We start from the raw sequence: 25,838 nt of genomic DNA on the forward strand, positions 1-25,838 counted from the left end.
TCATATTACAAATATAGTACCATATTTTCATTAAATTTGTCATATGAATTACTAAATGGGAAATTCATGAAACAAGGAGGGAAGAAGATGACCAGTAACTATGGCAAAAAATCCACAGAAACCGGTGAGAATGAACAATATACCACAATTCCCCCGCAGTCTCAGGAATTTTATAATATGGCCTCGCTGCCCTCCTCAATCCTTAAATGGATAGATCGGAATATGAGCGGATTTGTTACCTTATGGGATGAACACGGCAGAATTATTTACGTTTCGAAAGCTGTAGAACAAGTACTTGGCTATAAGGTTTCAGAACTACTCGGCACAAAGTGGCATGAATTAATTCCTGCAAATGATGTTTCATATATAGAAAATCACTTGGATGAAACTAAAAATGCCAAACAAGTATTCAATATTAACGTTCAGAATATTTACGGTAAAAACATATGGACGGAAAACCTGGTGTCCGCTATTGCGGATGAAAGCGGCAATCATTATTATATTTCCTCTACCAAAGATATCACAGATAAAAAAGAAGCAGAAGAAATGATGATCCGATCTGAAAAAATGTCGGTTGCCGGACAGTTGGCCGCGGGAATTGCACATGAAATCCGTAACCCGCTGACGTCTCTGAAAGGTTTTCTGCAACTGCTTCAAGCCGGTGTCAGCAGGGAAGATGCATATCATAATATTATGGTTGATGAGATTGAAAAAATGGAGAATATTACATCAGAACTGTTGTTTATTTCAAAGCCAATGACTGATCATAAAGAAATGGTGAAATTACCGGAAATGGTTGAAGATGTTGTCACTCTTTTGCAGCCCGAGGCCAAATTAAAAAACATTGAAATAAAAATGAAGCAAATATCCAGTCAAAATGTTAATTGTGACCGCTCTCAAATTAAACAAGTGTTTATTAACATTTTGAAAAATGCTATTGAGGCAATGGATGCCCCCGGCTGTATTAAGATTAGCAGTCAATTGCAAAAGCAGGGGATGGCGATTGATATTTCAGACGAAGGACCGGGGATACCTGAAGAAATCATACATAAACTGGGGGAGCCTTTTTTTACAACTAAACAAAATGGAACCGGTCTTGGGCTGATGATTACACGGCAAATCCTTGAGCGCCATGAGGGAAAGCTTGAAATCCTGCAAAATGAAGAAACCGGGAGCACATTCAAAGTTATTTTACCGTTTCTGTGATATAACTATTAATACGTCTCTAATTATAAAAGTATAATTTTTTATTATCACTTTTAATAACTTATTAATATATATCAGCAGACATGAAACGATTGTTTTATAGAATTATTTCATATAAGATAGATTTATAGCCTCTTTTGACAGATAAGGCATTATAAAATTGGCTTATCTGATAAGTGTAGCTTAGGGTTTCGGTATGAGCATACCGAAACCAAGTTTTGTAAGCAATATTTTGGTGTGCCGTTTAACAGAAAGATCAGAGAGGAGTACTGTTTATGGGAATTAATACGAAAAAGCAATTTGATCTGAATGGCAAGACATACAACTTTTATCAGTTAAAAGCACTTGAAGATGCCAATTTGGGAAACATATCCCGTCTGCCCTTTTCAATCCGGGTTCTTCTGGAATCACTCGTACGTCAACAAGACGGGCACGTAATTAAAGACGAACATATTAAAGGATTGTCTAAGTGGGGTACAGACGAAGGACAAGGGGTCGATGTCCCTTTCAAACCATCTCGTGTTATCTTGCAGGATTTTACCGGTGTACCGGCTGTTGTTGATCTTGCTTCGTTAAGAAAAGCAATGGTTGATATGGGAGGCGAGCCGGATAAGATTAATCCGGAAGTACCGGTAGACCTGGTTATTGACCACTCGGTACAAGTGGATCAGTATGGTACACCTAATGCATTGAAAGCCAATATGGAACTTGAGTTTGAGCGCAATATGGAACGTTATGAATTTTTGCATTGGGCACAAAAAGCATTTGAAAATTATCGTGCTGTCCCGCCTGCAACTGGGATTGTCCATCAGGTAAACTTGGAATACATCGCAAACGTTGTTCATGGCCATGAAAATGACGACGGCACTTATGATGCATTTCCGGATACGCTTGTCGGAACTGACTCACATACAACAATGATCAATGGTTTGGGTGTTCTTGGCTGGGGTGTCGGCGGTATAGAAGCCGAAGCAGGTATGCTTGGCCAGCCATCATATTTTCCTGCACCGGAAGTTATCGGTGTTAAATTTACCGGCAGCTTCCCGCAAGGAACGACAGCAACTGATCTGGCATTAAAAGTGACTCAGGTTTTGCGTGAGAAAAATGTTGTTGGGAAATTTGTCGAATATTTTGGACCGGGCTTAAAGGACATGCCGCTCGCTGACCGTGCAACTATTTCCAACATGGCTCCGGAATACGGGGCAACATGCGGTTTCTTCCCTGTTGATGAGGAGGCATTAAGCTATCTTCGTTTAACCGGCCGCAGCGAAGAACAGATTGAACTGGTTGAAAAATATTGTAAAGAAAATAATCTCTGGTATTCAGCTGATCAGGAAGATCCTGAGTATACCGAGTTTGTGGAAATCAATTTGTCAGAACTTGAACCAAATCTTTCCGGACCAAAACGTCCACAAGATTTAATCGCACTGTCTGGTATGAAAAAAGAATTCAATAAAGCCATTACAGCACCATCCGGAAATCAGGGCTTTGGCATGGATAAATCGGAGTTTGACAAAGTTGCAACAGTACAGCATCTGAATGATGAAACGTCTGTTATGAAAACAGGTGCACTTGCGATAGCTGCGATTACATCCTGTACAAACACATCCAACCCATATGTCATGCTTGGTGCCGGTCTGCTCGCAAAAAATGCTGTTGAAAAAGGCTTGAAGGTGCCCGAATATGTTAAAACATCACTGGCTCCAGGCTCTAAAGTTGTAACGCGTTATCTGGATGACTCAGGATTACAAGAGTACCTGAACCAGCTTGGCTTTAACCTTGTCGGTTATGGATGTACAACATGTATCGGAAACTCCGGACCGCTGCGCCCGGAAATTGAAAAAGCAATCGAAGAAAGTGATTTAACTGTTTCTTCTGTGTTATCAGGTAACCGTAACTTTGAAGGGCGTATCCACCCGCTGGTCAAAGCCAACTATCTTGCTTCACCGCCATTGGTTGTTGCATATGCATTGGCAGGAACGGTCGATGTTGATTTGACCAAGGATCAGCTTGGTACAGATGCAGATGGTGAGCCAATTTATTTAGAGGATATCTGGCCATCAATGGACGAAATTAAAGATACTGTCCAGTCTGTTGTAAAACCGGAGATTTTCCGTAAAGAATATGAAAGCGTATTTGATTCCAATGAAAAATGGAACGAAATCAAAACAACGGATGAACCATTATTTGAGTGGGACAGTGAATCAACATACATCCAAAACCCGCCATTTTTCGAAGGTTTATCAAAACAGGCAGGCTCCGTGAAACCATTAAATAACCTCCGTATGATTGGTAAATTCGGCGACTCGGTTACAACTGATCACATTTCACCGGCAGGGGCAATCGCAAAAGATATGCCGGCAGGACAGTATCTGCAGGATAAAAGTGTATCACCGAGAAACTTTAACTCATACGGTTCCCGCCGCGGTAACCATGAAGTGATGATGCGCGGTACATTTGCGAATATTCGTATCCGTAACCTCCTGGCTCAGGGTAAAGAAGGCGGCTACACCACATACTGGCCAACAGGCGAAGTGATGCCATTTTATGATGCTGCCATGAAATATCAGGAAAATGGTACCGGGTTGCTTGTTGTTGGCGGCAAAGATTACGGAATGGGCTCTTCCCGTGACTGGGCTGCAAAAGGTACGAACCTATTGGGCATCAAGACAGTTATTGCTGAAAGCTTTGAACGTATTCACCGCTCGAACCTGGTCATGATGGGAGTTCTGCCGTTGCAGTTCGAAAAAGGCGACAGTGCCGATAAACTTGGACTGACTGGCAAGGAAACATTCAACGTAGAAATTGACGAGAATGTAAAACCGCATGACCGTGTTAAGGTGACAGCTATTGATGAGGATGGCAAGTCAATTGAATTTAATGCCATCGCCCGTTTTGACAGCGATGTTGAAGTTGATTACTATCGTCACGGCGGCATTCTTCAAATGGTGCTGCGGAATAAACTGGATTCCGCAAGCAGTGTTACACAATAAAATATATAACAGAAGCCAATACATAGATTTTCCGGTGTATTGGCTTTGTTTATTCCGCGTGTAATGGCATTAATCTCTCACGAAATGGAGATTAATGCCCATAAAACTCCAATTTTGTTCAACTGACATGAAGTTTCTTTTTAGCTGGAGGGCAGGAAAACAGCATATTTTGAACAACCTCTGACAAATTGCCACTTTAGCTTTACATATTGATGAAATAGCAATACGATTAAATTATAAAGTTACAAAGCAAGGTGAATCTGATGGTCAAACGAATACTGGGGATAGGATTGCTTGTATTCATGATTTGTATGACAGTTATTAGCTTGACAGATACAGAAGAACAGGAACAAGCCAATAACGTAAATCAGGATGAAGGAAACCAGAAAGGTGCGGGAATTGTGCCACCGGGTGAAACAGGGATTGAAACCGGGAATTACGCACCGGATTTTGAGGTTAAAACACTTTCCGGTGAGACATTCAAATTATCCGATTTACGCGGTGAAAAAGTCATATTAAATTTTTGGGCATCCTGGTGTGGTCCATGCAAAAAAGAAATGCCAGAAATGCAAAAGTTTCATGAGGAGTATGGCGATCAGGTAAAAGTGGTTGCCGTTAATTTGACTGGCAAAGATTCAGGCATCAAAGCCGTCCAGGAGTACGTTGATAAAAATGGCTATACGTACCCAATACCACTGGATAAAAATTCTGAGATTCAGGACGCGTATTCTGTTTATAACATTCCAACCACTTATTTCATTGGGACAGATGGAAAAGTCCAGCAGCCGCCTAAATTCGGACCAATGGACTATGATTACATGGTGGAAATGATGAATAAATTATCGTAGAATAATCAGATTGTCTTATATTCGCCAATAATTGTCAAATATGTAATAAATTTTCAAAGAAATGGTAATACTGCTCATAAAAGAGGAGTTGATGACCATTTCTTTAAAAAAGAGACTCTCATTTGATGAACTTGTCCAGGAGAACCGCAGACAAATTTTGCAAGATGAGACATTTTTGGAAAGATTTGAGCAGAACATGGAAAAGAAAATGCAGCAGTCTTTAAACAAAAGGAGTGTTGAGTAAGGTAACCTGTCCGTTGTATCCCGGACAGGTTTTTTCGTTTGATGTTTAGTTTCGGTGGAAAGCGAAGTTGAAGCCAACCGCAGTTCATAGCAGTATCTCTTACTAAAATAACCTTTGTATAATATCTCGTTTTCAGCAAAAAATTTAGTTAGAGACGCCTTTTAAGGTGCCTTAATTTTGCAAAGGAGATGAAATATGACGGATAAATATAAACCTAAACCGGATGATCGCAGTGATAATGTCGAGAAACTGCAGAATATGGTACAGGATACAATTCAAAATATAGAAGAAGCACATGATACCATGCAGCACTCCGCCGGTGAAGAAAAAGAAAAAATCAAGGAAAAAAATAAGCGCCGTGAAAAAGCCATTGAAGGTATGCGGCAAGAAATTAAAGATGAAGCAAAACAATAGCTCGAGCCCGAAACCTCAAATCATGTATCAAGTGGTTTGAGGTTTACCTTTACAGCACACAAGTATGATAAAATATTATATATCCTAAAATTATCCCGCCTAATGGCTTTATTTTTCAAGGGCAAGAAAGATAAGAGGGGGATCAGCTGCCCGTAAAGTTCGACTCGCTCAACTGACATTCAGTGGGAAACCGTCCTACTGAGTGAAGTTTTATTTTGTTTATACAGGGGGAAGACAGATTGCATAAAACACAGACACCAATTGAAGTAAGATACCAGGAAACAGATCAGATGGGAGTTGTTTATCACGCCAATTACCTCGTCTGGTTCGAAATTGGCCGGACGAAATATATAGAAAGTCTGGGTCTTGTATATACTGATATAGAAAAAAATAATATCGTCTCTCCGGTTGTCGATGCTCAAATTAGCTTTAAAAAACCCGTCCATTACGGTGAAAAAGCGACCGTTGAAACGTGGATTGATCAATATGATGGCCTCCGAACAGTTTATGCCTATCAAATCACTAAGGAGAATGGGGAAATAGCGGTAAGCGGTACGACTAAGCATGTGATTGTTCATAAGGAATCATTCAGGCCATTATCATTGCGCAAAGCCTTTCCTGAGTGGCACCGGATATACTTAAAGCAAGTGAATGGGGAATCTTGATGGCTTTTGGAATTGACCGGAAAGAATTAATTAAATGGAAATCAGATGTCGAACAAGGCCTTATCAGTTTCTTAACACATTATTGGATTGATGACCGCTTTCCAGGATGTGACACAGTAACAAAGGTCGGGTGCAATGACCTGGAAAAACTGGTTGCGTGGGGAAAACGCCATAATTTGAACCCGGATTGGATTCATTTAGATAAGACCCATCCGCATTTTGATTTGTTCGGGGAAAGACAAGCCAGCATATTAAGAAAAGAAAAGCAGTGGGATCAAATAAACAGATTCGGTTTATAAGCCAAATCTTAATACATCTGGTATTGGCTGACTCTTGATACAAAAGAGATTGGGATATAACTAAAACGTTACACATCAAAAACGAATGATAGCCGGAAGATTTAAGTAAAATGTTTAAGATAAGCCTTATCCACCGCTGCGGAAAAATACTACGCTTTCCGGGGCGGCTGATAAGCCTGCTCGTGCCCGTCGTGTTGCAGGTGTTTTCAATGATGCAGCATTCCTCGCAAGTTGCAGCTTACTCAGGGAAGCCTTGCTTTGTGCTGCCCCCTCTCATCCAGGCCTCTACACCCTCAGTCTCAGTATTTTTCCTTCGCTGTTTAGGCGAAAACCCATAACACTTAAAAATCCGAACTGATCCGAAATCTGACGGACGAATTTTGAATCATAGCTTTGATTCTATGCTTTTGATCCATCCTCTTAGCTATAGATAAACTCCGGTTCATTGTTTTGGTCATTCAGCTGAATCTTCAAGTCTTTATCATCAAAGTACCATGCATCCTTTGCTTCAATAAAAAACGTTATCCCTGTAACACTGCTGGAAGCATACATATCAACAGGAACATCACGACTGACTCCTAATGAGAAACCGGGGATTTGCCCTCCGAACCCATACCTGACGAAAAAACGCAGATAGGATTGATTGTCTATATCAAATTCTGCTTTATACCAATTTGCGGCCTCATGCGTTATACTCAATTTCAAATCATCACTGCTCCCTGGATATTAATTATCCCGCATGTAAATGGCGGTAAGCCCCCACATCGACTCTGCAAAGCGAAATCATGAGCGTCCTGCGGGGGCAACTGTCCCAAACGCGATTCGACCCAACTAACATTCAGTGGAAAAAACCCCATGAAGTTTCACTATTTTTCCCGTTTCTCCGGTACTAAATCAACCCCTCCTGTATGAAAGGGGTGGCATTTGCTGATTCGCCGGATGGTCAGATATGCGCCTTTAAAGAAACCGAAGCGGCGAAAAGCCTCCAGCCCATACTCCGAACAAGTCGGAAAAAATCGGCAGGTTGGCGGTTTAAAAGGGCTGATAGCTTTTTGATAAAATTTTATCAGGCCAATAAAGATATATTTCATAATGGCAATTATCCTTCCAGATTTTCATCTGTTACCTTGTCATACGTTATTGAAGCAACGGCATCATGCATATGAATTGATTCCTCGTTCCTGCAACGCACATGGAACTTGGTGACAAACGGCATTTCATATAAGTCCGCCGCAACCAGACGTGTCAGGTCCTCAACAAACCGGGGATTTTCATATGCTTGCTCTGTTACCATTTTTTCATCAGGCCGTTTTAAAACAGGGTGTAATCTGGCACTGGCATTGCTTTCTGCAGCATTCAGCAGCAATTCTTTCCAATCTGTTGTTTCGTCATCAAAGTCTTCAGCCAGTGATACAGTCATCGTAACTTCCCCGCGTTGATTGTGAGCACTGTATTCACTGATTTCCTTCGAACAAGGGCAGAGTGTCGTGATCAGTGATGATAATGAGGCATTAACGGTAAATCCTGCCACAGTGTCATAGTTGACCTCGATTGAGACATCCGCATGGTTCATCCCGGAAAGACCGGACTGAGGCCCTCGCCGTTCATAAAACCATGGGAAACTCACCTTGATTTCGGCATCCTTTTGGTCCAAACGTTCTGCAAGGTCTTTTGTAAATGACTTAAGTGCTTTTACGTTAATGACGAAACCTTTTTGGTGAAATTCCTGAAGCTGTTCGGTGAAACGGCTCATATTGGTTCCTTTGCTGGATTTTCCAATACTGGAAGTGAATTCAAACGTTGCGATGGTTGTTTGTGTTTTGGGTTCCAGATTACTTGTAACCGTGATCGGATGTTTTACATTAGAAATTCCTACCGCATTGAGGTCAAATAAAAAGTCTTCTTTTGTATTTTGTAAATCAGCCATTTTGCTTTTTTCACTTGGTTTTGTTCTGGGACCGGGCTCGACAGAACCAAATAATTTATGACGTTGGGCTTTATCCGGTAACTGTTTCTTTGTAATTGATTTAGCTTTGTCCATAACGATCTGTGACCCCTTCCAATTTATAGCTATTAGAGGTTGTTCAAAAAGTCCGGTAAAATAACAGGAACTTACCGTTTTTTTAATCTTTTCTTTGAACACGCACTATTACTATCATAGTATACTAAATGTCCAAATAAAGATTCAATTTATTGGCTTCATTTGCTACATCCATTTTATTTTTGGTTCAGTTTTGTTTTTAATCCGTTTTATATTTTCACGGTGACGGTAAAATACAAAAATAGTTAATACCGCTGTCACGATAACCAGTCCCCAATCCCGGAACATAATGGAAACAATTACTGCAATAACGCCGGTAACCATAGATGATAGGGAAACATACTTGGAAAAATACAATGTGACAAGAAATGACGTAATCATGACTGCAAATAGCACGGGATTGATACCTAATATGATACCGCCTGATGTTGCGACAGCTTTACCTCCATTGAATTTTGCAAATAGCGGGTACGTATGACCGAGAACAGCAAATAAACCTATTCCAAGCCGAAACACTTCCACATCAAAAAACAAAGGGAGGGCCGTTGCCAGTGTACCTTTAAGGATGTCAGCCAATGTTACAATAATACCGGCTTTTACGCCTAAAATACGAAATGTATTTGTAGCGCCGAGATTGCCGCTTCCATGCTTCCGAATATCAATATTGTAACCGAGCTTGCCAACAATCACTCCTGAGGGGATGGACCCCAATAAATATGCGATAATCGCAAATACTAAAAATTCCATACTGTTTCCCACTTTCCAATACTTTTTGGTTTTGTCCTATTTTACCATGAAGTAATGGTTTTAAGAACCTTTATTGATTGTTCCGTCGCAAATTGGTTTCTATAATGATTGTAACGGGTAATGTAAAATATTGCCGAAAAATATGAAGGAAGGGCGAATCAAATGATTGAATTCCGCGATGTCAAAAAGACATATCCTGATGGCACAAAGGCTCTCAGCGATTTTTCATTACAAATCAATGAAGGTGAATTAGTGACATTGATCGGTCCTAGCGGGTGCGGTAAAACAACGACAATGAAAATGATCAACCGGTTGATTGAACCGACAGCAGGAACAATTTACATAAGTGGCACGGATATAAATGATTATAATATTCATGAACTGCGCTGGAACATTGGATATGTCCTTCAGCAAATCGCATTATTTCCCCACATGACCATTGAAGAAAATATTGCGGTTGTTCCGGAAATGAAAAAATGGAAGCGGAAAGAAATCCGTGAAAGAAGTGAAGAATTGCTTGATATGGTAGGTCTTGATCCATCGACTTACATGCATCGGAGACCGAGTGAGTTGTCAGGCGGAGAACAGCAGCGGGTCGGGGTTATACGTGCATTGGCCGCCGATCCGGATATCATATTAATGGATGAGCCATTCAGCGCACTGGATCCAATCAGTCGTGAACAATTACAATATGATATCAAAAAGCTGCATCAGGAAATAAGGAAAACAATTGTTTTTGTTACACACGATATCGACGAAGCACTGGCGCTTGGTGATAAGGTGTGTCTCATGAAAGAAGGGCGGGTCATTCAGGTTGATACTCCCCAGCAATTGGTTTTGAATCCTGAAACGAAATTTGTAAAGGATTTTATCGGGGAACGCAAATCACCATGGCAAACAGCGATTGACGTCATAGCCGGCGAGGCAGAATCCTGTGTCATAACGAAAGCGGCATATGATGAAGGCAATTATCCAACACAGGGGACATTTATCATTAAGGACAAGGATGACAAGTTTGTTTCAGCTTTGGTTAACGGGCAGCAGGTGGACGACTTCACAGTATTTAAAAATGACATACCTCTTTATAAGGCAGTGGATGAATTGCAGAAGAGTCATCAGCAAGTATATCCTGTCTTAAAAAATGATCGGTTTGTCGGAACATTGACCTATAGAGATATTATCTCATACCTGAGACGTGAAACAGCCGCAAAAGACGGGGTGATTCAGTAATGGACGAGTTCATTTCCGTTTTTCAGAACAGGCAGGGTATGCTGCTGGAAACCATCTGGGAACATTTACAGGTTTCATTAATTTCATTAATAATTGCGATCATAATTGCTGTGCCGCTTGGTCTTGTGCTGACCAGATATCAGCGGATAGCTGAACCCATTATTGGCTTGTCTGCCATTATGCAGACGATTCCGAGTTTGGCAGTCCTCGCTTTTTTGATTCCTTTTTTCGGGATCGGCACAACACCTGCCATTATTGCCCTGACAGTGTATGGGCTTTTGCCCATTTTGAGAAACACATACACCGGGATTAATGAAGTTGAGCCGGCTTTAAAAGAGGCAGCCACAGGAATGGGAATGAATTCCGTAAAACGATTGACCAAAGTCGAACTCCCGATTGCTATGCCAGTTATTATGGCAGGTATCCGAACATCCATGGTTCTGATTGTCGGGACAACGACAATTGCCGCGCTAATCGGTGCCGGCGGCTTAGGTGAGCTTATACTCCTTGGAATTGATCGCGGAGCAGATTTGAATCTTATTTTGCTTGGCGCTATACCGGCTGCATTACTGGCAATTTTACTGGATTTTGTTTTACGCGGACTTGAGCGGCTTTCCAGACGAGCAGGATTTAAGTCACTGATCGCAATGCTTTTCATTGCTGTATTAATTGTAGCATCACCATTTTTCTTTTCGCCTGCCAAACAGGCTGATCTGACAATTGGGGGCAAACTTGGCTCTGAACCGGCCATCCTGATCAATATGTACAAGCTTCTGATTGAGGAAGAAACCGATCTGTCGGTTGAACTCGAGCCTGGCTTAGGGAAAACTGCTTTTGTTTTCAGCGCGTTAAAAAACGGCAGTATCGATATTTATCCTGAATTCACCGGTACGGCAATCGTCACACATTTGGAGCAGGAAGCTGAAAGTAATAAAAAAAGCAAGGTATATGAGCAGGCAAGACAGGGTATGCAGGAACAATATGGTATGGTTATGTTAGAACCGATGGCATTCAATAATACCTATGCTGTCGTGACAAAACAGGAATTAGCTGAAGAGCATAACCTTGAATCAATCGGTGATTTAAAAAAGATTGAAAAAGATATCACCGCAGGCTTCACACTGGAATTCAAAGACCGGTATGATGGTTATGTCGGCATGCAAGACGTCTATAATCTGGATATTGCCAATGTCCAGACGATGGAGCCGGGAATTCGTCAGGACGCACTGGCAAATGGTGAGGTTAATGTGATAGACGCTTATGCTACAGACAGTTATATGGTTGAAATGAATCTCGTAACATTGGACGATCCGGAAAATCTGTTCCCTCCTTACCAGGGAGCGCCACTGATGCGTGAGGATACACTGAAGAAATACCCTGAGCTGAAAGACATATTGAATCAGCTCGGTGGCAAAATAACGGATAACCAGATGCGTCAGATGAATTATCAAGTTGATTATAAAGACCAAGATCCGGCGGATGTTGCACGCGAGTTTTTGAAGGAAGAAGGTTTGCTTTAAGAGTAAAGGAGGCTGCCAAATGGCGTGGGAAAATCCATCAAATGAGGCTGTGAAAAAAATTTTGGAGTCAGCAAAAACAATTGCTGTTGTAGGCTTGTCTGACAACCCTGAGCGTACTTCTTATCAGATTTCAAAGATTATGCAGGATCAGGGATATACAATCATCCCGGTAAACCCCAAAATCGACAGGGTATTGGGAGAGAAGGCATATGACACGTTGACAGAGGTAGAGGGGAACATTGACATCATTAATGTGTTCCGCCGCCCCGAATTTCTGCCGGCTATCGCAAAAGAAGCTGTACAAACCGAATGTCGTGTGTTTTGGGCCCAACAGGGTCTTATCAGCCAGGAAGCATATGATTATTTACAGAAGCGTGAATTCACTGTCATAATGGACATGTGTATTAAAGTTGCTCACTCAGTCCTCGTCTGATGAACTTAAAATTGACTGAATGGCCTTCCCAGGTCATTCTTTTTTTGGCAATTAAGAAAGTGTAAATACTTTCTTACTGCATAAGTGCAACCGAAGGCATTTGCTATTAAAGCTAATACTAAAGTAAAAATTATAGTATACTAATAAACGTGTTTTAAGGTAATATAGGTATAATTCAATCAAAATAAAAGAAAGTATTTTACTTTCGCAAACGTTTGTTCTACTATTGAATTAATCATTAAAGAACATGTATCCTTGAAAGGAAGAGAGGAGTCGGGCTGCATGACTAAAGAGTCTTTACAATATACGGATGATTCGATACAAGTGCTGGAAGGTCTTGATGCCATAAGAAAAAGACCCGGAATGTACATAGGCAGTACTGATCTGCGCGGATTACACCATCTGGTCTTTGAGATTGTCGATAATGCCGTCGACGAAGCGTTGGCGGGGTATGGATCAGTGATTAAAGTAACCATCCATCAAGATAACAGTATTTCTGTGGAAGATTCAGGACGCGGAATCCCCACAGGTGTTCATTCCAGTGGCAAGCCAACAACGGAAGTCATTTTCACTGTATTGCATGCCGGCGGAAAGTTCGGACAGAGCGGTTATAAAACAAGCGGCGGACTGCATGGTGTAGGTGCATCTGTTGTCAATGGACTTTCTGAGTGGCTGGAAGTAACCATTTTCCGCGATGGTTATAAATATTATCAGCGGTTTGAAAATGGGGGGAAACCTGTCAGCTCTCTGGAAAAAATGGGGAAAACCAGTAAAAAAGGAACGGTTATCCATTTTAAACCGGATCCTGCCATTTTCTCGGTAACTGATTATGACTTTGAAACGTTATCCGAACGGTTAAGAGAAGCAGCGTTTTTATTAAAAGGGCTAAAGATCGAATTAACGGATGAGCGGTATGGGTTAAAGGAAGCGTACCAATTTCCGGATGGCTTGAAGTCGTTTGTGACGTATTTGAATGAGGAAAAAGATACATTGCACCCGGTCGTTTCATTTGAAGGGCAGCAGCAAAGCATTGAAGTTGACTTTGCCTTTCAGTTTAATGACGGGTTCGCTGAAAGCATTCTGTCGTTTGTGAATCATGTCCGGACAAAGGACGGGGGCACGCATGAGTCCGGTGCACGTACTGCTGTGACCCGAATTTTTAATGATTATGCCAGAAAAAATACATACCTTAAAGAAAAGGATAAAAATCTGGAAGGATCGGATATCCGGGAAGGTTTCACTGCCATCATATCGGTTCGTATTCCGGAAGAAAAGCTGCAATTTGAGGGGCAGACAAAAGATAAGCTTGGGACACCCGAAGCACGCTCTGTTGTCGACTCTATCGTATCTGAAAAACTGTCCTACTTTCTTGAAGAGAATCCGGATGCTGCCGGAATGCTGATCCGCAAAGCAATCAAGGCTAAAGAAGCTCGTGAAGCTGCTCGGAAAGCAAGGGAAGAATCAAGATCAGGGAAAAAGAAAAAACGAAAAGATACGTTACTGAGCGGAAAACTGACGCCCGCACAATCGAAAAACCCGAAGAAAAATGAATTGTATCTTGTGGAGGGTGATTCCGCCGGCGGTTCGGCCAAGCAAGGACGTGATCGTAAATTTCAGGCAATTCTGCCGTTGCGCGGAAAAGTCATTAATACCGAAAAAGCCAAGATACAGGACATTTTAAAAAATGAAGAGATTTCCACAATCATTCATACAATCGGTGCAGGCGTCGGCGGCGATTTTGACTTAAAAGATGTCCAATATGATAAGATTGTCATTATGACCGACGCTGACACGGATGGTGCTCATATTCAGGTGTTGCTTCTGACCTTTTTCTATCGGTATATGCGGCCGCTTGTTGAAGCCGGAATGGTTTATATTGCCCTGCCGCCGCTTTACAAAATAACCAAAGGAAAAGGCAAGAAAGAAAAAACCGTGTACGCATGGAATGATGATGAAATGAAAAAAACAATTGAAGAATTTAAAAATGGCTATATCATTCAGCGCTACAAAGGCCTTGGTGAAATGAATGCCGATCAGCTGTGGGAAACGACAATGGACCCGGAAACGAGAACGCTGATCAGAGTGACGATTGATGACCTTGCCCGTGCTGAAAGACGTGTAACGACATTAATGGGCGATAAAGTGGAACCGCGAAGGAAATGGATTGAAGGCCATGTTGAATTTGGAATGGCTGAGGATGCAAACATATTGGAAAACGATAAAATCCAATCGCAATAAAAACTTAATTGAAGATGTGACGCTATGCCGTTATAGGGGGGATTGATTTGGCACAAGCAGAGAATTATTTGGATCTTCCACTTGAAGAAGTGCTGGGGGACCGTTTTGGAAGATACAGTAAATATATTATCCAGGAACGGGCACTTCCGGATGCCCGGGATGGATTGAAGCCCGTTCAGCGCAGAATATTATATGCGATGAACGAAGAAAAAAATACACACGACAAAAATTTCCGTAAATCAGCCAAAACGATTGGTAACGTTATCGGGAATTATCACCCGCACGGGGACAGTTCAGTGTATGACGCGATGGTCCGACTGAGCCAAGACTGGAAAGTTCGCAGCAGCCTGGTGGAAATGCACGGGAATAACGGAAGCCTTGACGGGGACCCGCCTGCAGCAATGCGTTATACCGAGGCAAGGCTATCAAGCATTGCTTCCGAAATGCTCCGTGATATTGGGAAAGATACAGTCGATTTCATACCGAATTTTGATGATACAATCACCGAACCGATTGTTCTGCCGTCTAAATTTCCAAATCTGCTTGTCAATGGATCGACTGGCATATCAGCAGGTTACGCAACTGATATACCGCCGCATAATCTGGCGGAAGTTGTTGATGCGGTTATTATGAAAATTGATAAACCTTCAGTGACCGTGGATAAATTAATGGAAGTTATGAACGGTCCAGACTTTCCAACCGGCGGAATCATTCAGGGTATCGATGGCATCCGGCAGGCGTATGAAACCGGAAAGGGAAAGGTTGTCGTTCGCGGCAGGGCAGCTGTTGAAGATATCCGCGGCGGCCAGCAGCAGATTGTAATCGATGAAATTCCGTATGATGTCAATAAAGCAAACATGGTTAAGAAAATGGATGAACTGCGTATTGACCGCAAAGTGGAAGGGATTGCAGAAGTCAGGGACGAAACAGATCGTACGGGGCTTCGAATTGTGATTGAACTGAAAAAAGAGGCGAATGGTAAGGGTATCTTAAATTATCTGTATAAAAATACAGACCTGCAAGTGACGTATAACTTCAACATGGTTGCAATCCAGGATAAAACGCCTAAGCTTTTATCATTGCCGCAAATCCTTGATTCTTATATAACACATCAGAAAGATGTTGTAACAAGGCAGACGGTTTATGATTTAAATAAAGCAAAAGATCGTGCGCACATTGTAGAAGGACTGATAAAAGCAGTTTCCATTCTGGATGAGTTAATCGCGACCATCCGGTCATCACAAGATAAACAGGATGCCAAAAAACGGATCATTGCCAAATATGATTTTACGGAAGCACAGGCGGAAGCGATTGTCATGCTGCAGTTGTACCGGTTGACAAATACCGACGTCACATCACTGGAACAGGAAGCTGAGGATTTAAAAAAGCGAATCAATGAGTATGAAACATTACTGACAAGCGAGAAGAAGCTTCTGCAGTATATCAAAAAAGAGTTAAGACAAATTAAGAGATCTTTTGCTGATGAACGGCGAACGGTGATTGAAGAAGACATTGAAGAACTGACCTTTAACATCGAAGTGACCGTGGCCAGTGAAGATATTGTTGCATCGGCAACAAAAGACGGATATGTCAAACGAACAAGCACGCGGTCATATGGTGCATCGAACGGTGAGGACCCGGGAATAAAAGAAGATGATCATTTAGTCGGTTTGTTTGAACTGAATACAACAGATCATATCCTTTTGTTTACAAACAAAGGAAAATATATTTACCTCCCCATCCATGAACTGCCGGACATCAGATGGAAAGATATCGGACAGCATATTTCTAACATTGTCTCGATCGATAAAGATGAGCGTATTATCCAGAGCATACCTGTCCGTACGTTTGAGAACGAACAGTATCTTGTCTTTTTCACTCGAAACGGCATGGTTAAACGCAGTGAGTTATCCTTGTATAAGGCGCAGCGTTATTCGAAAGCGTTGATTGCCCTAAACCTCAAGGGTGATGATGAAGTGGTAGATGTGTTTCAGACGAATGGACACTGTGATGTGTTCATTGCTTCAAATATAGGATTGGGCCTATGGTATCACGAGTCGGAAATATCCGCAGTCGGTCAGCGGGCAGCAGGGGTCAAGGCCATCATGCTGAAAGACGATGAATATGTTGTTAGTGGGCAGGTGTTTGATGAATTAGCCGAACCTTCCTTTGTCGCGGTAACACAGCGCGGTGCAGCAAAACGGATGAAACTAAATCAATTTGAGAAATCAAGCCGGGCAAGAAGGGGGCTTAGCATGTTGCGTGAATTAAAAACAAAAGCCCATCGCCTGAAAGGGTTCTACATGATAGGTGAAGATGATACGATCTGTTTCCGGACAAATAAAGGTGACAAACACAGCTTATTCCCACTGGAACTGTCAGTCAGTGACAGGTACAGCAACGGTTCATTTGTTATAGACAGTGATAATCAAGGTGAAGTTGCCGAAGTATGGAAAGAACCGGCATATCAGAAACCTTTTGAAGAACAATAATAGGATGATAGCAGGCAGTCATAAATTCAGGCTGTCTGCGATATTATCCAACAAAAATTTCCTTTTGATTTTCAGAAAAATATGATATAATGCGGTTGAATGCGGAAGGGAGGGGTCAGAACGAGTTTAAGAAAAAAAATAATCGATGAAGCTTTGATTTTGTTTGAAAAACATGGCTTTCATGGTGTTACAGTCAATCAGATTGTCGAGAAAACAGGAACTTCCAAAGGAGGTTTCTATCATCATTTTACCAGCAAAGATGAGTTATTGTTTGTTATCCATGATGAGTTCATTACGTATGTATTAGAAAAGGCCATGATTGCAACTGAAACATTTTCTGATCCGACCGAAAAGCTGCAGGCAATCATTAAAGATTTTGTGAAGACGTTTGGTCTCTATAAACCGCACATCTCGGTTTTTTACCAAGAAAATATTTATTTAAAACCTGAATACGAAAATCGCATCAAGAAAAAACGGGATCAGTTTAAACAAATTTTGCTGAATGCTTTGAGAGAAGGAAAGGAAGCCGGTGAATTCCGCGGCGATTTGTCAATTGAAATAACGGCTATGGCGATACTGGGAATGGTCAACTGGACATACAAATGGTATAAGGATTCCGGCGCAAAAACCATTGACGAAATTGGATCGATTTATGTTGACTTAATATTACGCGCAGTGTTGAAATCGGATTCAGTCTCAGGGAGTACATATGAGGATTTGCTGATTAGCAGCGTCAAAGAGGATTTTTACGTGTAGCGGTCTTTTTTTATGACCGGTACAGACCAACCAGTCGGTCTTTAGTCAAATGATTACGAGGGGGTTTGACATGAATTTTGAGCTGACAAAAGAACAGACGATGATTCAGAAAATGGTACGTGATTTTGCTGAAGAAGTCATTAAACCAAGGGCAATTGAAATCGATAAAGAGGAGAAATTTCCGCTGGATATTTTCGAGCAAATGGGAGAACTCGGTATATTGGGCATTCCATTTCCCGAAAAGTACGGCGGATCCGGCGGTGACACACTCTCCTATGCCATCGCGGTGGAAGAGGTTGGCAGAGTATGCGGCAGTACCGGTCTCAGTTTTGCAGCAACCGTCTCACTTGGTGCTAGTCCTATCTACTATTTTGGCACCGAAGAGCAGAAAGAAAAGTATCTGATGCCAATGGCGGAAGGAAGAGCGCTCGGCTCATTCGGGCTGACCGAACCAAATGCCGGTTCGGACGCCGGGGGCACAAAAACAACAGCGGGAGAAGACGGCGATGATTATATCATTAATGGCGAGAAATGTTTTATCACCAATGCCAGCTACGCCAAAACAATTATTGTCACCGCCGTCACCGGAAAAAACGAACAGGGAAAAAATATCATCTCTGCGATCATTGTGCCAACGGACGTCAAGGGTCTGACCATCACCAGTGACTACGATAAAATGGGTGTCCGCGGATCGGATACAGCTGAGATTGTGCTGGACAATGTCAGGGTTCCGAAAGAAAACCTGCTCGGGGATCCGCAAAAAGGGTTTAACCAATTCCTGTATACACTGGACGGGGGGAGAATATCGATTGCGTCACTCGGTCTCGGAATTGCTCAGGCATCGCTTGATAAAGCGCTTGCCTATGCGAAAGAGCGTAAACAGTTTGGCAAGCCCATATCGAACTTTCAGGCGATTCAATTCAAGCTTGCAGATATGGCTATGGAAGTGGAGCTTGCACGAAATATTGTGTATAAAGCAGCATGGCTTAAAGATCATGATAAGCCATTTTCAAAAGAGGCAGCATATGCCAAGCTTTATGCAACGGAAACTGCTTTCCGGGCTGCGAATCAGGCTATCCAGATTCATGGGGGTTACGGTTATATGCGCGAATATGAAGTGGAGAGATATTTGCGTGATGCAAAACTGCTTGAGATAGGAGAGGGCACATCCGAGGTACAGCGGATGGTAATCGCAAGACAATTGGGATGCTGATAATTTATAAATAGTTTCAAAAAAGACTGGACCATTGGAACGACTGAATAAACGAGGGGAGAAAGTTCATGACACTACTTAACCATACAATAGGCGAGTTGTTGGAAGAGCAGGCGGATTTGTATCCGCATCATGAAGCAGTTGTCTATCCAGAGCTGAATTTACGTAAAACGTATCAGGAATTCAATGAGATGGTCAATCAGGCAGCAAAAGGGTTTATGTCATTGGGAATTGAAAAAGGGGAACATGTGGCTATCTGGGCAGATAATAAGCCTGAATGGATCACGTCACAGTTTGCAACTGGGAAAGCTGGGGCAGTGCTTGTTACTGTAAACACGGATTATCAGGCAAAAGAACTTAAATATCTGTTGAAACAATCCGAATCGTCGACGCTTATTTTAGAGGAGTCATATAAGGGAACATCCTATATCGATATCTTAAAGCGTGTTTGCCCGGATTTTGAGCAGGCTGAAAAAGGCAATTTAAAGTCGGATAATCTTCCTTTTCTAAAAAATATTATCATTTTGAGTGAAGATAATTACGCAAATGCCTACACGTGGAATGAAGTTATGAAAAAAGGCAGAGCCGTTTCAGATGATGAACTGGAACAGCGCAAACAGACACTGAATTCCAAGGAAGTCATCAACATGCAGTATACGTCAGGGACAACCGGATTCCCGAAAGGTGTCATGCTGACGCACCATAATATTGTGAATAACGGCAATCAGATCGCTGACTGCATGAAGCTGACGCATAAAGACCGTCTTTGTATCCCGGTGCCTTTTTTCCATTGCTTTGGTTGTGTGCTGGGTATCCTGGCAGCTGTCTCAAAAGGAACAACAATGGTTATTTTGGAGCAATTTAATCCTGAAAAAGTGATGAAAGCTGTATCAGAAGAAAATTGTACGGGATTGCATGGCGTACCGACGATGTTTATTGCGGAACTAAATCATCCCAACTTTTCACATTATGATTTTTCCCATCTGCGGACAGGTATTATGGCAGGATCAACATGTCCGATAGAAGTGATGAATGATGTGATGAGTAAAATGGGAGCAAGTGAAATTACCATTGCTTATGGCCAGACAGAATCATCGCCTGTTTTTCTCCAGACAAAAACGGACGACCCTGTTGAAGTCAAGGCAACAACTGTCGGAAAAGTTCATCCGAACGTTGAGGTGAAAATCATCGTACCGGGAACTGAAGAAGAACAGGTACAGGGTGATCCAGGTGAATTGTGCACGCGTGGCTATCATGTCATGAAAGGCTATTATAACAATCAGGAAGCGACAGATGCGGCAATCGACAGTGATGGCTGGCTGCATACCGGTGATCTGGCAGTAATGGATGAGAATGGTTATTTCCAGATTACAGGTCGTATGAAAGATATGATCATCCGCGGCGGCGAAAATATTTATCCGCGGGAAATCGAGGAATTCCTTTATCAGCATCCGGATGTTCTTGATGTTCAGGTAGTGGGTGTTCCGGATAAAACATACGGTGAGGAACTGATGGCCTGGATTATCCTAAAAGACCGGGCAAACGCATCAGAAGAGGATATCAGATCATTTTGTGAAGGAAATATCTCGAGATACAAAATTCCAAAACACATTAAATTTACCGACGAATATCCGATGACCGCGAGCGGGAAGATCCAGAAATTCAAATTAAGAGAAGAAGCCATTGGGGAAATAAGTCTATAGGGGGATTCGATGATAAACAAGATATTGATTGCCAATCGGGGTGAAATTGCAGCGCGGGTTATCCGTACATGCAAAGATCTGAATATTGATACTGTTGCTGTTTATTCCGAAGCTGACCAGAAAGCGCCATTTGTATCGATGGCTGATGAAAGCTTTTTACTGGGCCCCCCGCGTGTACAGGATAGCTACCTGAATACGGATAAAATCATCTCGATTGCGAAAGAGGCCAATGTGGATGCGATTCATCCCGGTTACGGATTTTTGAGCGAAAATGGTCAGTTTGCCGACAAATGCGAGCATGCCGGCATCCGATTTATCGGTCCTTCTGCTGAAGTGATGGAGAAAATGGGGAGCAAAATTGCTGCAAGAGAAGCTATGGAAAAAGCGGGTGTCCCTGTTGTTCCAGGGACAGACGGGGCAGTAGTCTCGTCAGATGAAGCAATTGATATTGCCCGTGAAATCGGATATCCGATTATGCTCAAAGCATCTGCGGGCGGCGGCGGAATTGGCATGCAAGCCGTCAACAGTGATCAGGAGTTGACAAAAGCATTTGAAAGCAATTCCAAACGGGCCCGGACGTTTTTTGGTGACGGTGCCATGTTTATGGAGAAAAAATTGGATCATGCCCGGCATGTCGAAATTCAGATTTTGGCAGACAGGTATGGTAATGCCATTCATTTGTTCGAACGGGAGTGTTCCATTCAGCGCCGAAATCAAAAGGTAGTGGAAGAAGCCCCATCATCATTTATCTCGGATGAAACCAGACAGAAAATGGGGGATACTGCTGTCAAAGCGGCTAAAGCGCTTGGATATATCAGTGCCGGCACAATTGAATTTCTTGTGGACGAACAGGAAAATTTCTATTTTCTGGAGATGAACACACGCATTCAGGTTGAACATCCGGTCACAGAGGAAATAACCGGGCTGGATATTGTCGAGGCGCAAATCCGCATTGCAGAGGGAAAGGAGCTCTCAATCAGTCAATCGGATGTGAAAATGGATGGCCACGCCATTGAAGTGCGGATTTATGCAGAAGATCCGGAAACCTTTTTCCCATCCCCTGGGCACATTTCGAAATTTGAGTTGCCGGAGGGTAAGCATATCCGCAATGAAGCTGCTGTGACTGGAGATTATGATGTCACACCATACTATGATCCGATGATCGGCAAACTGATTGTAAAAGGGTCTGATCGCAGTGAAGCAATTGCTCGGTTGAAAGAGGCACTATTTACTTATGAAATTGAAGGTATTAAAACCAATATTCCGATGCTGAAAACAGTGGCTGATCACGAGGAATTTAAAAATGGAAATACGACAACAGCATTTGTCGAAACGTATTATTTGCCAATGACTAAAACAAACTAGGAGGTCTTTAATATGACAGAAATCAAAGCATCTATGGCAGGCAATGTATGGAAAATTACAGCAGGCGAGGGTGATAAAGTGGAATCTGATCAGGATGTTGTTATTTTGGAGTCCATGAAGATGGAAATACCAATTGCAGCTGATACGGATGGCACTGTCAAAGAATTAAAGGTTGCAGAAGGTGATTTCGTCAATGAAGGGGACGTCATTGCGATCATTGAATGATTAAGCTCTATATTGTTCCAGTCCCTTGCTGGGGTCTGGGACAGCTGTTTAATCGGAACTTTCAGCTTGATTACCATGAAAGGAGAATGATCAATCATGGCATCATTAATTGATTATGAGATAACAGATGATCACATCGCCATCCTAACTCTGAATCGGCCTGAAGCAATGAATGCGATGTCAAAAGGTCTGCTTGATGAATTAAACGAACATGTTCAAAAAATTAATGCGAATGATTCAATCCGGTGTACCATAATTACTGCCTCAGGCGAAAAAGTCTTCTGCGCAGGAGCTGATCTCAAGGAACGTAAGGGGATGAACGAAGAACAGGTAGTTGAGGCTGTTCAATACATCGGAAGCACGGTCGCAAACATTGAAAATATGAAAATGCCTGTTATAGCAGGAATTAATGGTGCTGCTTTTGGAGGCGGACTGGAGCTGGCATTGGCCTGTGATATCAGAATAGCCGCTGACCATGCCAAACTGGGACTCACCGAAACGTCTCTGGCCATTATACCCGGAGCTGGCGGAACACAGCGTCTCCCGCGGTTAATCGGTCCAGGTCAGGCTAAACGTCTTATATTTTCTGCAAAGCCGATTTCCGCTGATGAAGCATTCCAACTGAGCATTGCCGAGCAGGTTGCGTCCTCAGATAATTTGCTGGAGGAAGCCATTGAAATGGCACAGTCGATTATTAAAAACGGGCCTGTTGCACTCCGTCAGGCAAAAACGGCTATTAATCAAGGCCTTCAGGCTGATATAACAACGGGCCTTTCGATTGAACATTTATGCTATAAAGAAACAGTATCGACGGATGATCGGCTTGAAGGGCTGCACGCATTTAAAGAAAAACGAAAACCTGTCTACCAGGGCGAGTAAGCTGAAGCAGGGAGGATGAAAAATGAGCTTTACTGAAGATTTTAAAAACCGTGTGGAAACGATTAAAAAAGGCGGACAGGAAAAGTACCATCAAAAAAATAAAGAAAAAGGAAAATTGTTTGTCCGTAAACGGCTTGAGCTGCTATTTGATGGGGATATGGACATAGAAGATGCTTTTTTTGCAAATTGTATGGATGAAGGTTTGCCTTCAGATGGTGTCGTGACGGGGATAGGAAAGGTAAACGGCCAGGATGTGTGTGTCATGGCAAATGACTCCACCGTAAAGGCCGGTTCCTGGGGCAAACGGACAGTGGAAAAAATTGTCCGTATTCAGGAAACAGCAGCAAAGCTGGAAATTCCAATGCTTTATCTTGTTGATTCAGCAGGCGCACGTATTACTGATCAAGTCGAAATGTTCCCCGGACGCCGTGGGGCAGGCCGTATTTTTCATAATCAGATTAAATTGTCAGGACGGGTGCCGCAAGTTTGTCTGCTATTCGGGCCGTCAGCGGCGGGAGGTGCATACATACCGGCATTTTGTGATATAGTTGTCATGGTTGACGGCAACGCTTCCATGTATCTGGGATCCCCAAGGATGGCTGAAAAAGTTATCGGTGAAAAAGTCAGTCTTGAGGAAATGGGCGGTGCCAATATGCATTGCTCAGTTTCCGGTGTTGGGGATGTGCTGGTAAAATCTGAAGAGGAAGCCATAACCTACACACGCAACTACCTTGACTATTTTCCGGCAAATTTCAGACATAAGCCTGAAACTGCTGAGCCGAAAGATGTTAAGGAATTTGAAAAATCAATAACAGACCTGATTCCGGAAAACCAGAATGCCCCATTTAACATGTACGATTTTATTAACCGGATTATCGATGAAGACAGCTTTTGTGAGGTTAAGAAAAAATTCGCCCCTGAATTAATCACCGGGCTCTCCAGAATAAACGGCAAATCAGTCGGGATCATTGCCAACCAGCCGAGAATGAAGGGCGGCGTATTATTTCCTGATTCAGCCGATAAGGGTGCGAAGTTCATTCAATTATGCGACGCGTTTAATATCCCGCTGCTTTTCCTGATGGATATTCCGGGCTTCATGATTGGAACAAAAGTGGAGCAAGCAGGCATCATCCGCCACGGTGCCAAAATGCTGGCAATGATGAGTGAGGCGACCGTGCCAAAAATTTCAGTCGTTGTACGCAAAGCATATGGTGCAGGACTTTATGCAATGGCCGGCCCCGCGTTTGAGCCGGATGCCTGCCTGGCGCTTCCGACAGCCCAAATTGCCGTCATGGGGCCTGAAGCAGCCGTCAATGCTGTATACGCCAATAAAATAGCGGAATTGCCAGAAGAAGAACGGCCTGCTTTTGTAAAGGAAAAGCAGGAAGAATATAAAGATAACATTGATATTTACCGCTTAGCGTCGGAAATGGTTGTAGATGCCATTGTTGACCCGGAAGACTTACGGGATGACTTGATTAAACGATACAAGATATATGAAGCAAAAAACATAACGTTCACAGATCGCAAACATGGCGTATATCCTGTGTAGTAGCAAAACCCCTGGCATGAATACCGGGGGTTTTTTAGGAGTGTTCTGTATAGATATTATAAGATCGCACTTTGGTTAACCATAATAATATTATGTAAATAAGTATCAATTTTACGCTTAAAATGCTGGAATATGATACGATTAAAGTGAAGGCAAAGTTTATCCTTGCCTAATATGAAACAGTAGATACTCCAATAAACAAAGGGGTGACGACAATGAAGATTCAGGACTTCATGATTACCGATGTGATTTCTGTTCAGGAAGATATTAAAATTAAAGACCTTTTGAAATCATTTGTCGACCATAAAATTGGCGGTGTTCCGGTCGTTGATGAAAATGCCCATTTGATCGGGATAATCAGCGACGGTGATGTCATCCGCTACCTGCAGCCGGATGGCCGGACAATTTATGATGCTTTTTCCATGGTGTTCATCAGTGAAAAAGAAGGACTAAGGCATAAAATAGAAACCAGTATTGAACATAACTCTTCGGAAATTATGAAGAAAAAGGTATATACCGTCCGTCCAGACGATGACATTGAAAAAGCGTTGTCGATTTTCTCCCGCTATCATTTCAAAAAAATACCGGTCGTTGATGAATCGAATAAGGTTATTGGTGTTATAAGCCGCGGAGATATTATCCGGTCAGTGTATAATAAAGTGATTGCTGAATCGGATGAATAATGGCTGATTGCCCCCGCTTACGAAAAGTGTCGACGCAAGCAATGATGCTTTGCTATAATACTATGAGAAATGTTTGGATGGAAGGGAAACGA

24 protein-coding genes are annotated in these 25,838 nt (G+C 42.4%); 20 read left to right on the forward strand and 4 right to left on the reverse strand.

Annotated elements, in window-relative coordinates:
- The first annotated feature begins 87 nt into the window (after positions 1-87).
- From VK097_RS11580 to VK097_RS11610, 7 genes are all read left to right on the forward strand, one after another.
- Positions 88-1,206, forward strand: a complete 1,119-nt coding sequence (locus tag VK097_RS11580; protein ID WP_324211962.1) for an ATP-binding protein — start codon at positions 88-90, stop codon at positions 1,204-1,206.
- Between the two features lie 275 nt (positions 1,207-1,481).
- Positions 1,482-4,199 (forward strand): aconitate hydratase AcnA, encoded by a 2,718-nt coding sequence (gene acnA, locus VK097_RS11585; RefSeq protein WP_324211963.1) that lies wholly within the window; start codon positions 1,482-1,484, stop codon positions 4,197-4,199.
- A 263-nt stretch (positions 4,200-4,462) separates the two neighbouring features.
- Positions 4,463-5,047 (forward strand): TlpA family protein disulfide reductase, encoded by a 585-nt coding sequence (locus VK097_RS11590; RefSeq protein ID WP_324211964.1) that lies wholly within the window; start codon positions 4,463-4,465, stop codon positions 5,045-5,047.
- Between the two features lie 91 nt (positions 5,048-5,138).
- Positions 5,139-5,291, forward strand: a complete 153-nt coding sequence (locus VK097_RS11595) for an FbpB family small basic protein (protein ID WP_324211965.1) — start codon at positions 5,139-5,141, stop codon at positions 5,289-5,291.
- Positions 5,292-5,486: 195 nt separating this feature from the next.
- Positions 5,487-5,705: a small acid-soluble spore protein Tlp gene (gene tlp, locus VK097_RS11600; protein ID WP_324211966.1), complete on the forward strand. Its 219-nt coding sequence runs from the start codon at positions 5,487-5,489 to the stop codon at positions 5,703-5,705.
- A gap of 239 nt (positions 5,706-5,944) precedes the next feature.
- Positions 5,945-6,370: an acyl-CoA thioesterase gene (locus tag VK097_RS11605; protein WP_324211967.1), complete on the forward strand. Its 426-nt coding sequence runs from the start codon at positions 5,945-5,947 to the stop codon at positions 6,368-6,370.
- Entirely contained in the window at positions 6,370-6,669 is a 300-nt protein-coding gene (locus VK097_RS11610; protein WP_324211968.1) for a hypothetical protein, read from the forward strand. The genes VK097_RS11605 and VK097_RS11610 overlap by 1 nt, the downstream gene beginning before the upstream one ends.
- A 420-nt stretch (positions 6,670-7,089) precedes the next feature.
- Here VK097_RS11610 and VK097_RS11615 read toward each other — a convergent pair whose 3' ends face one another.
- The 4 genes from VK097_RS11615 to plsY all read right to left on the reverse strand — a co-directional run bounded on the left by VK097_RS11615 (position 7,090) and on the right by plsY (position 9,457).
- Complete coding sequence (locus tag VK097_RS11615) at positions 7,090-7,374, reverse strand: HesB/YadR/YfhF family protein (RefSeq protein ID WP_324211969.1); 285 nt, start codon at positions 7,372-7,374, stop codon at positions 7,090-7,092.
- Positions 7,375-7,535: 161 nt separating this feature from the next.
- Entirely contained in the window at positions 7,536-7,760 is a 225-nt protein-coding gene (gene yidD / locus VK097_RS11620; RefSeq protein WP_324211970.1) for a membrane protein insertion efficiency factor YidD, read from the reverse strand.
- Positions 7,761-7,768: 8 nt separating this feature from the next.
- A complete protein-coding gene (gene folE2 / locus VK097_RS11625; RefSeq protein ID WP_324211971.1) occupies positions 7,769-8,710 on the reverse strand; it encodes a GTP cyclohydrolase FolE2 in 942 nt (313 codons plus the stop codon).
- 165 nt (positions 8,711-8,875) lie between these two features.
- Positions 8,876-9,457, reverse strand: coding sequence for a glycerol-3-phosphate 1-O-acyltransferase PlsY (gene plsY / locus VK097_RS11630; RefSeq protein WP_324211972.1), 582 nt, complete (start codon positions 9,455-9,457; stop codon positions 8,876-8,878).
- Between the two features lie 162 nt (positions 9,458-9,619).
- Between plsY and VK097_RS11635 the strand changes: the two genes are divergently transcribed.
- The 13 genes from VK097_RS11635 to VK097_RS11695 all read left to right on the forward strand — a co-directional run bounded on the left by VK097_RS11635 (position 9,620) and on the right by VK097_RS11695 (position 25,746).
- Positions 9,620-10,687 (forward strand): ABC transporter ATP-binding protein, encoded by a 1,068-nt coding sequence (locus VK097_RS11635; protein ID WP_324211973.1) that lies wholly within the window; start codon positions 9,620-9,622, stop codon positions 10,685-10,687.
- Positions 10,687-12,207 carry an ABC transporter permease/substrate-binding protein gene (locus VK097_RS11640; protein WP_324211974.1) on the forward strand — a complete coding sequence of 507 codons (1,521 nt, stop codon included), beginning with the start codon at positions 10,687-10,689 and terminating at the stop codon, positions 12,205-12,207. The genes VK097_RS11635 and VK097_RS11640 overlap by 1 nt, the downstream gene beginning before the upstream one ends.
- A gap of 19 nt (positions 12,208-12,226) precedes the next feature.
- Positions 12,227-12,640 carry a CoA-binding protein gene (locus VK097_RS11645; protein WP_324211975.1) on the forward strand — a complete coding sequence of 138 codons (414 nt, stop codon included), beginning with the start codon at positions 12,227-12,229 and terminating at the stop codon, positions 12,638-12,640.
- A 282-nt stretch (positions 12,641-12,922) separates the two neighbouring features.
- Positions 12,923-14,878, forward strand: coding sequence for a DNA topoisomerase IV subunit B (parE, locus tag VK097_RS11650; RefSeq protein WP_324211976.1), 1,956 nt, complete (start codon positions 12,923-12,925; stop codon positions 14,876-14,878).
- A 47-nt stretch (positions 14,879-14,925) separates the two neighbouring features.
- Complete coding sequence (gene parC, locus VK097_RS11655; RefSeq protein ID WP_324211977.1) at positions 14,926-17,370, forward strand: DNA topoisomerase IV subunit A; 2,445 nt, start codon at positions 14,926-14,928, stop codon at positions 17,368-17,370.
- 99 nt (positions 17,371-17,469) lie between these two features.
- Positions 17,470-18,126, forward strand: a complete 657-nt coding sequence (locus tag VK097_RS11660; RefSeq protein WP_324211978.1) for a TetR/AcrR family transcriptional regulator — start codon at positions 17,470-17,472, stop codon at positions 18,124-18,126.
- Between the two features lie 70 nt (positions 18,127-18,196).
- On the forward strand, positions 18,197-19,339 hold the full coding sequence (locus tag VK097_RS11665) for an acyl-CoA dehydrogenase family protein (RefSeq protein ID WP_324211979.1): 1,143 nt from the start codon (positions 18,197-18,199) through the stop codon (positions 19,337-19,339).
- A gap of 68 nt (positions 19,340-19,407) precedes the next feature.
- Positions 19,408-21,042, forward strand: coding sequence for an AMP-binding protein (locus VK097_RS11670; RefSeq protein WP_324211980.1), 1,635 nt, complete (start codon positions 19,408-19,410; stop codon positions 21,040-21,042).
- Between the two features lie 9 nt (positions 21,043-21,051).
- The gene (locus tag VK097_RS11675) at positions 21,052-22,407 is read left to right on the forward strand and encodes an acetyl-CoA carboxylase biotin carboxylase subunit (RefSeq protein ID WP_324211981.1); all 1,356 of its coding nucleotides are present in this window, start codon (positions 21,052-21,054) and stop codon (positions 22,405-22,407) included.
- A gap of 12 nt (positions 22,408-22,419) precedes the next feature.
- Complete coding sequence (locus VK097_RS11680) at positions 22,420-22,632, forward strand: acetyl-CoA carboxylase biotin carboxyl carrier protein subunit (RefSeq protein ID WP_324211982.1); 213 nt, start codon at positions 22,420-22,422, stop codon at positions 22,630-22,632.
- Positions 22,633-22,728: 96 nt separating this feature from the next.
- Positions 22,729-23,511, forward strand: a complete 783-nt coding sequence (locus VK097_RS11685; RefSeq protein WP_324211983.1) for an enoyl-CoA hydratase — start codon at positions 22,729-22,731, stop codon at positions 23,509-23,511.
- A 22-nt stretch (positions 23,512-23,533) separates the two neighbouring features.
- Positions 23,534-25,063, forward strand: coding sequence for an acyl-CoA carboxylase subunit beta (locus tag VK097_RS11690; protein ID WP_324211984.1), 1,530 nt, complete (start codon positions 23,534-23,536; stop codon positions 25,061-25,063).
- Positions 25,064-25,278: 215 nt separating this feature from the next.
- Complete coding sequence (locus tag VK097_RS11695) at positions 25,279-25,746, forward strand: CBS domain-containing protein (protein ID WP_324211985.1); 468 nt, start codon at positions 25,279-25,281, stop codon at positions 25,744-25,746.
- Positions 25,747-25,838: the final 92 nt, after the last annotated feature.

The organism is Lentibacillus sp. (assembly GCF_035301675.1).
Lineage (GTDB): Bacteria > Bacillota > Bacilli > Bacillales > Amphibacillaceae > Lentibacillus.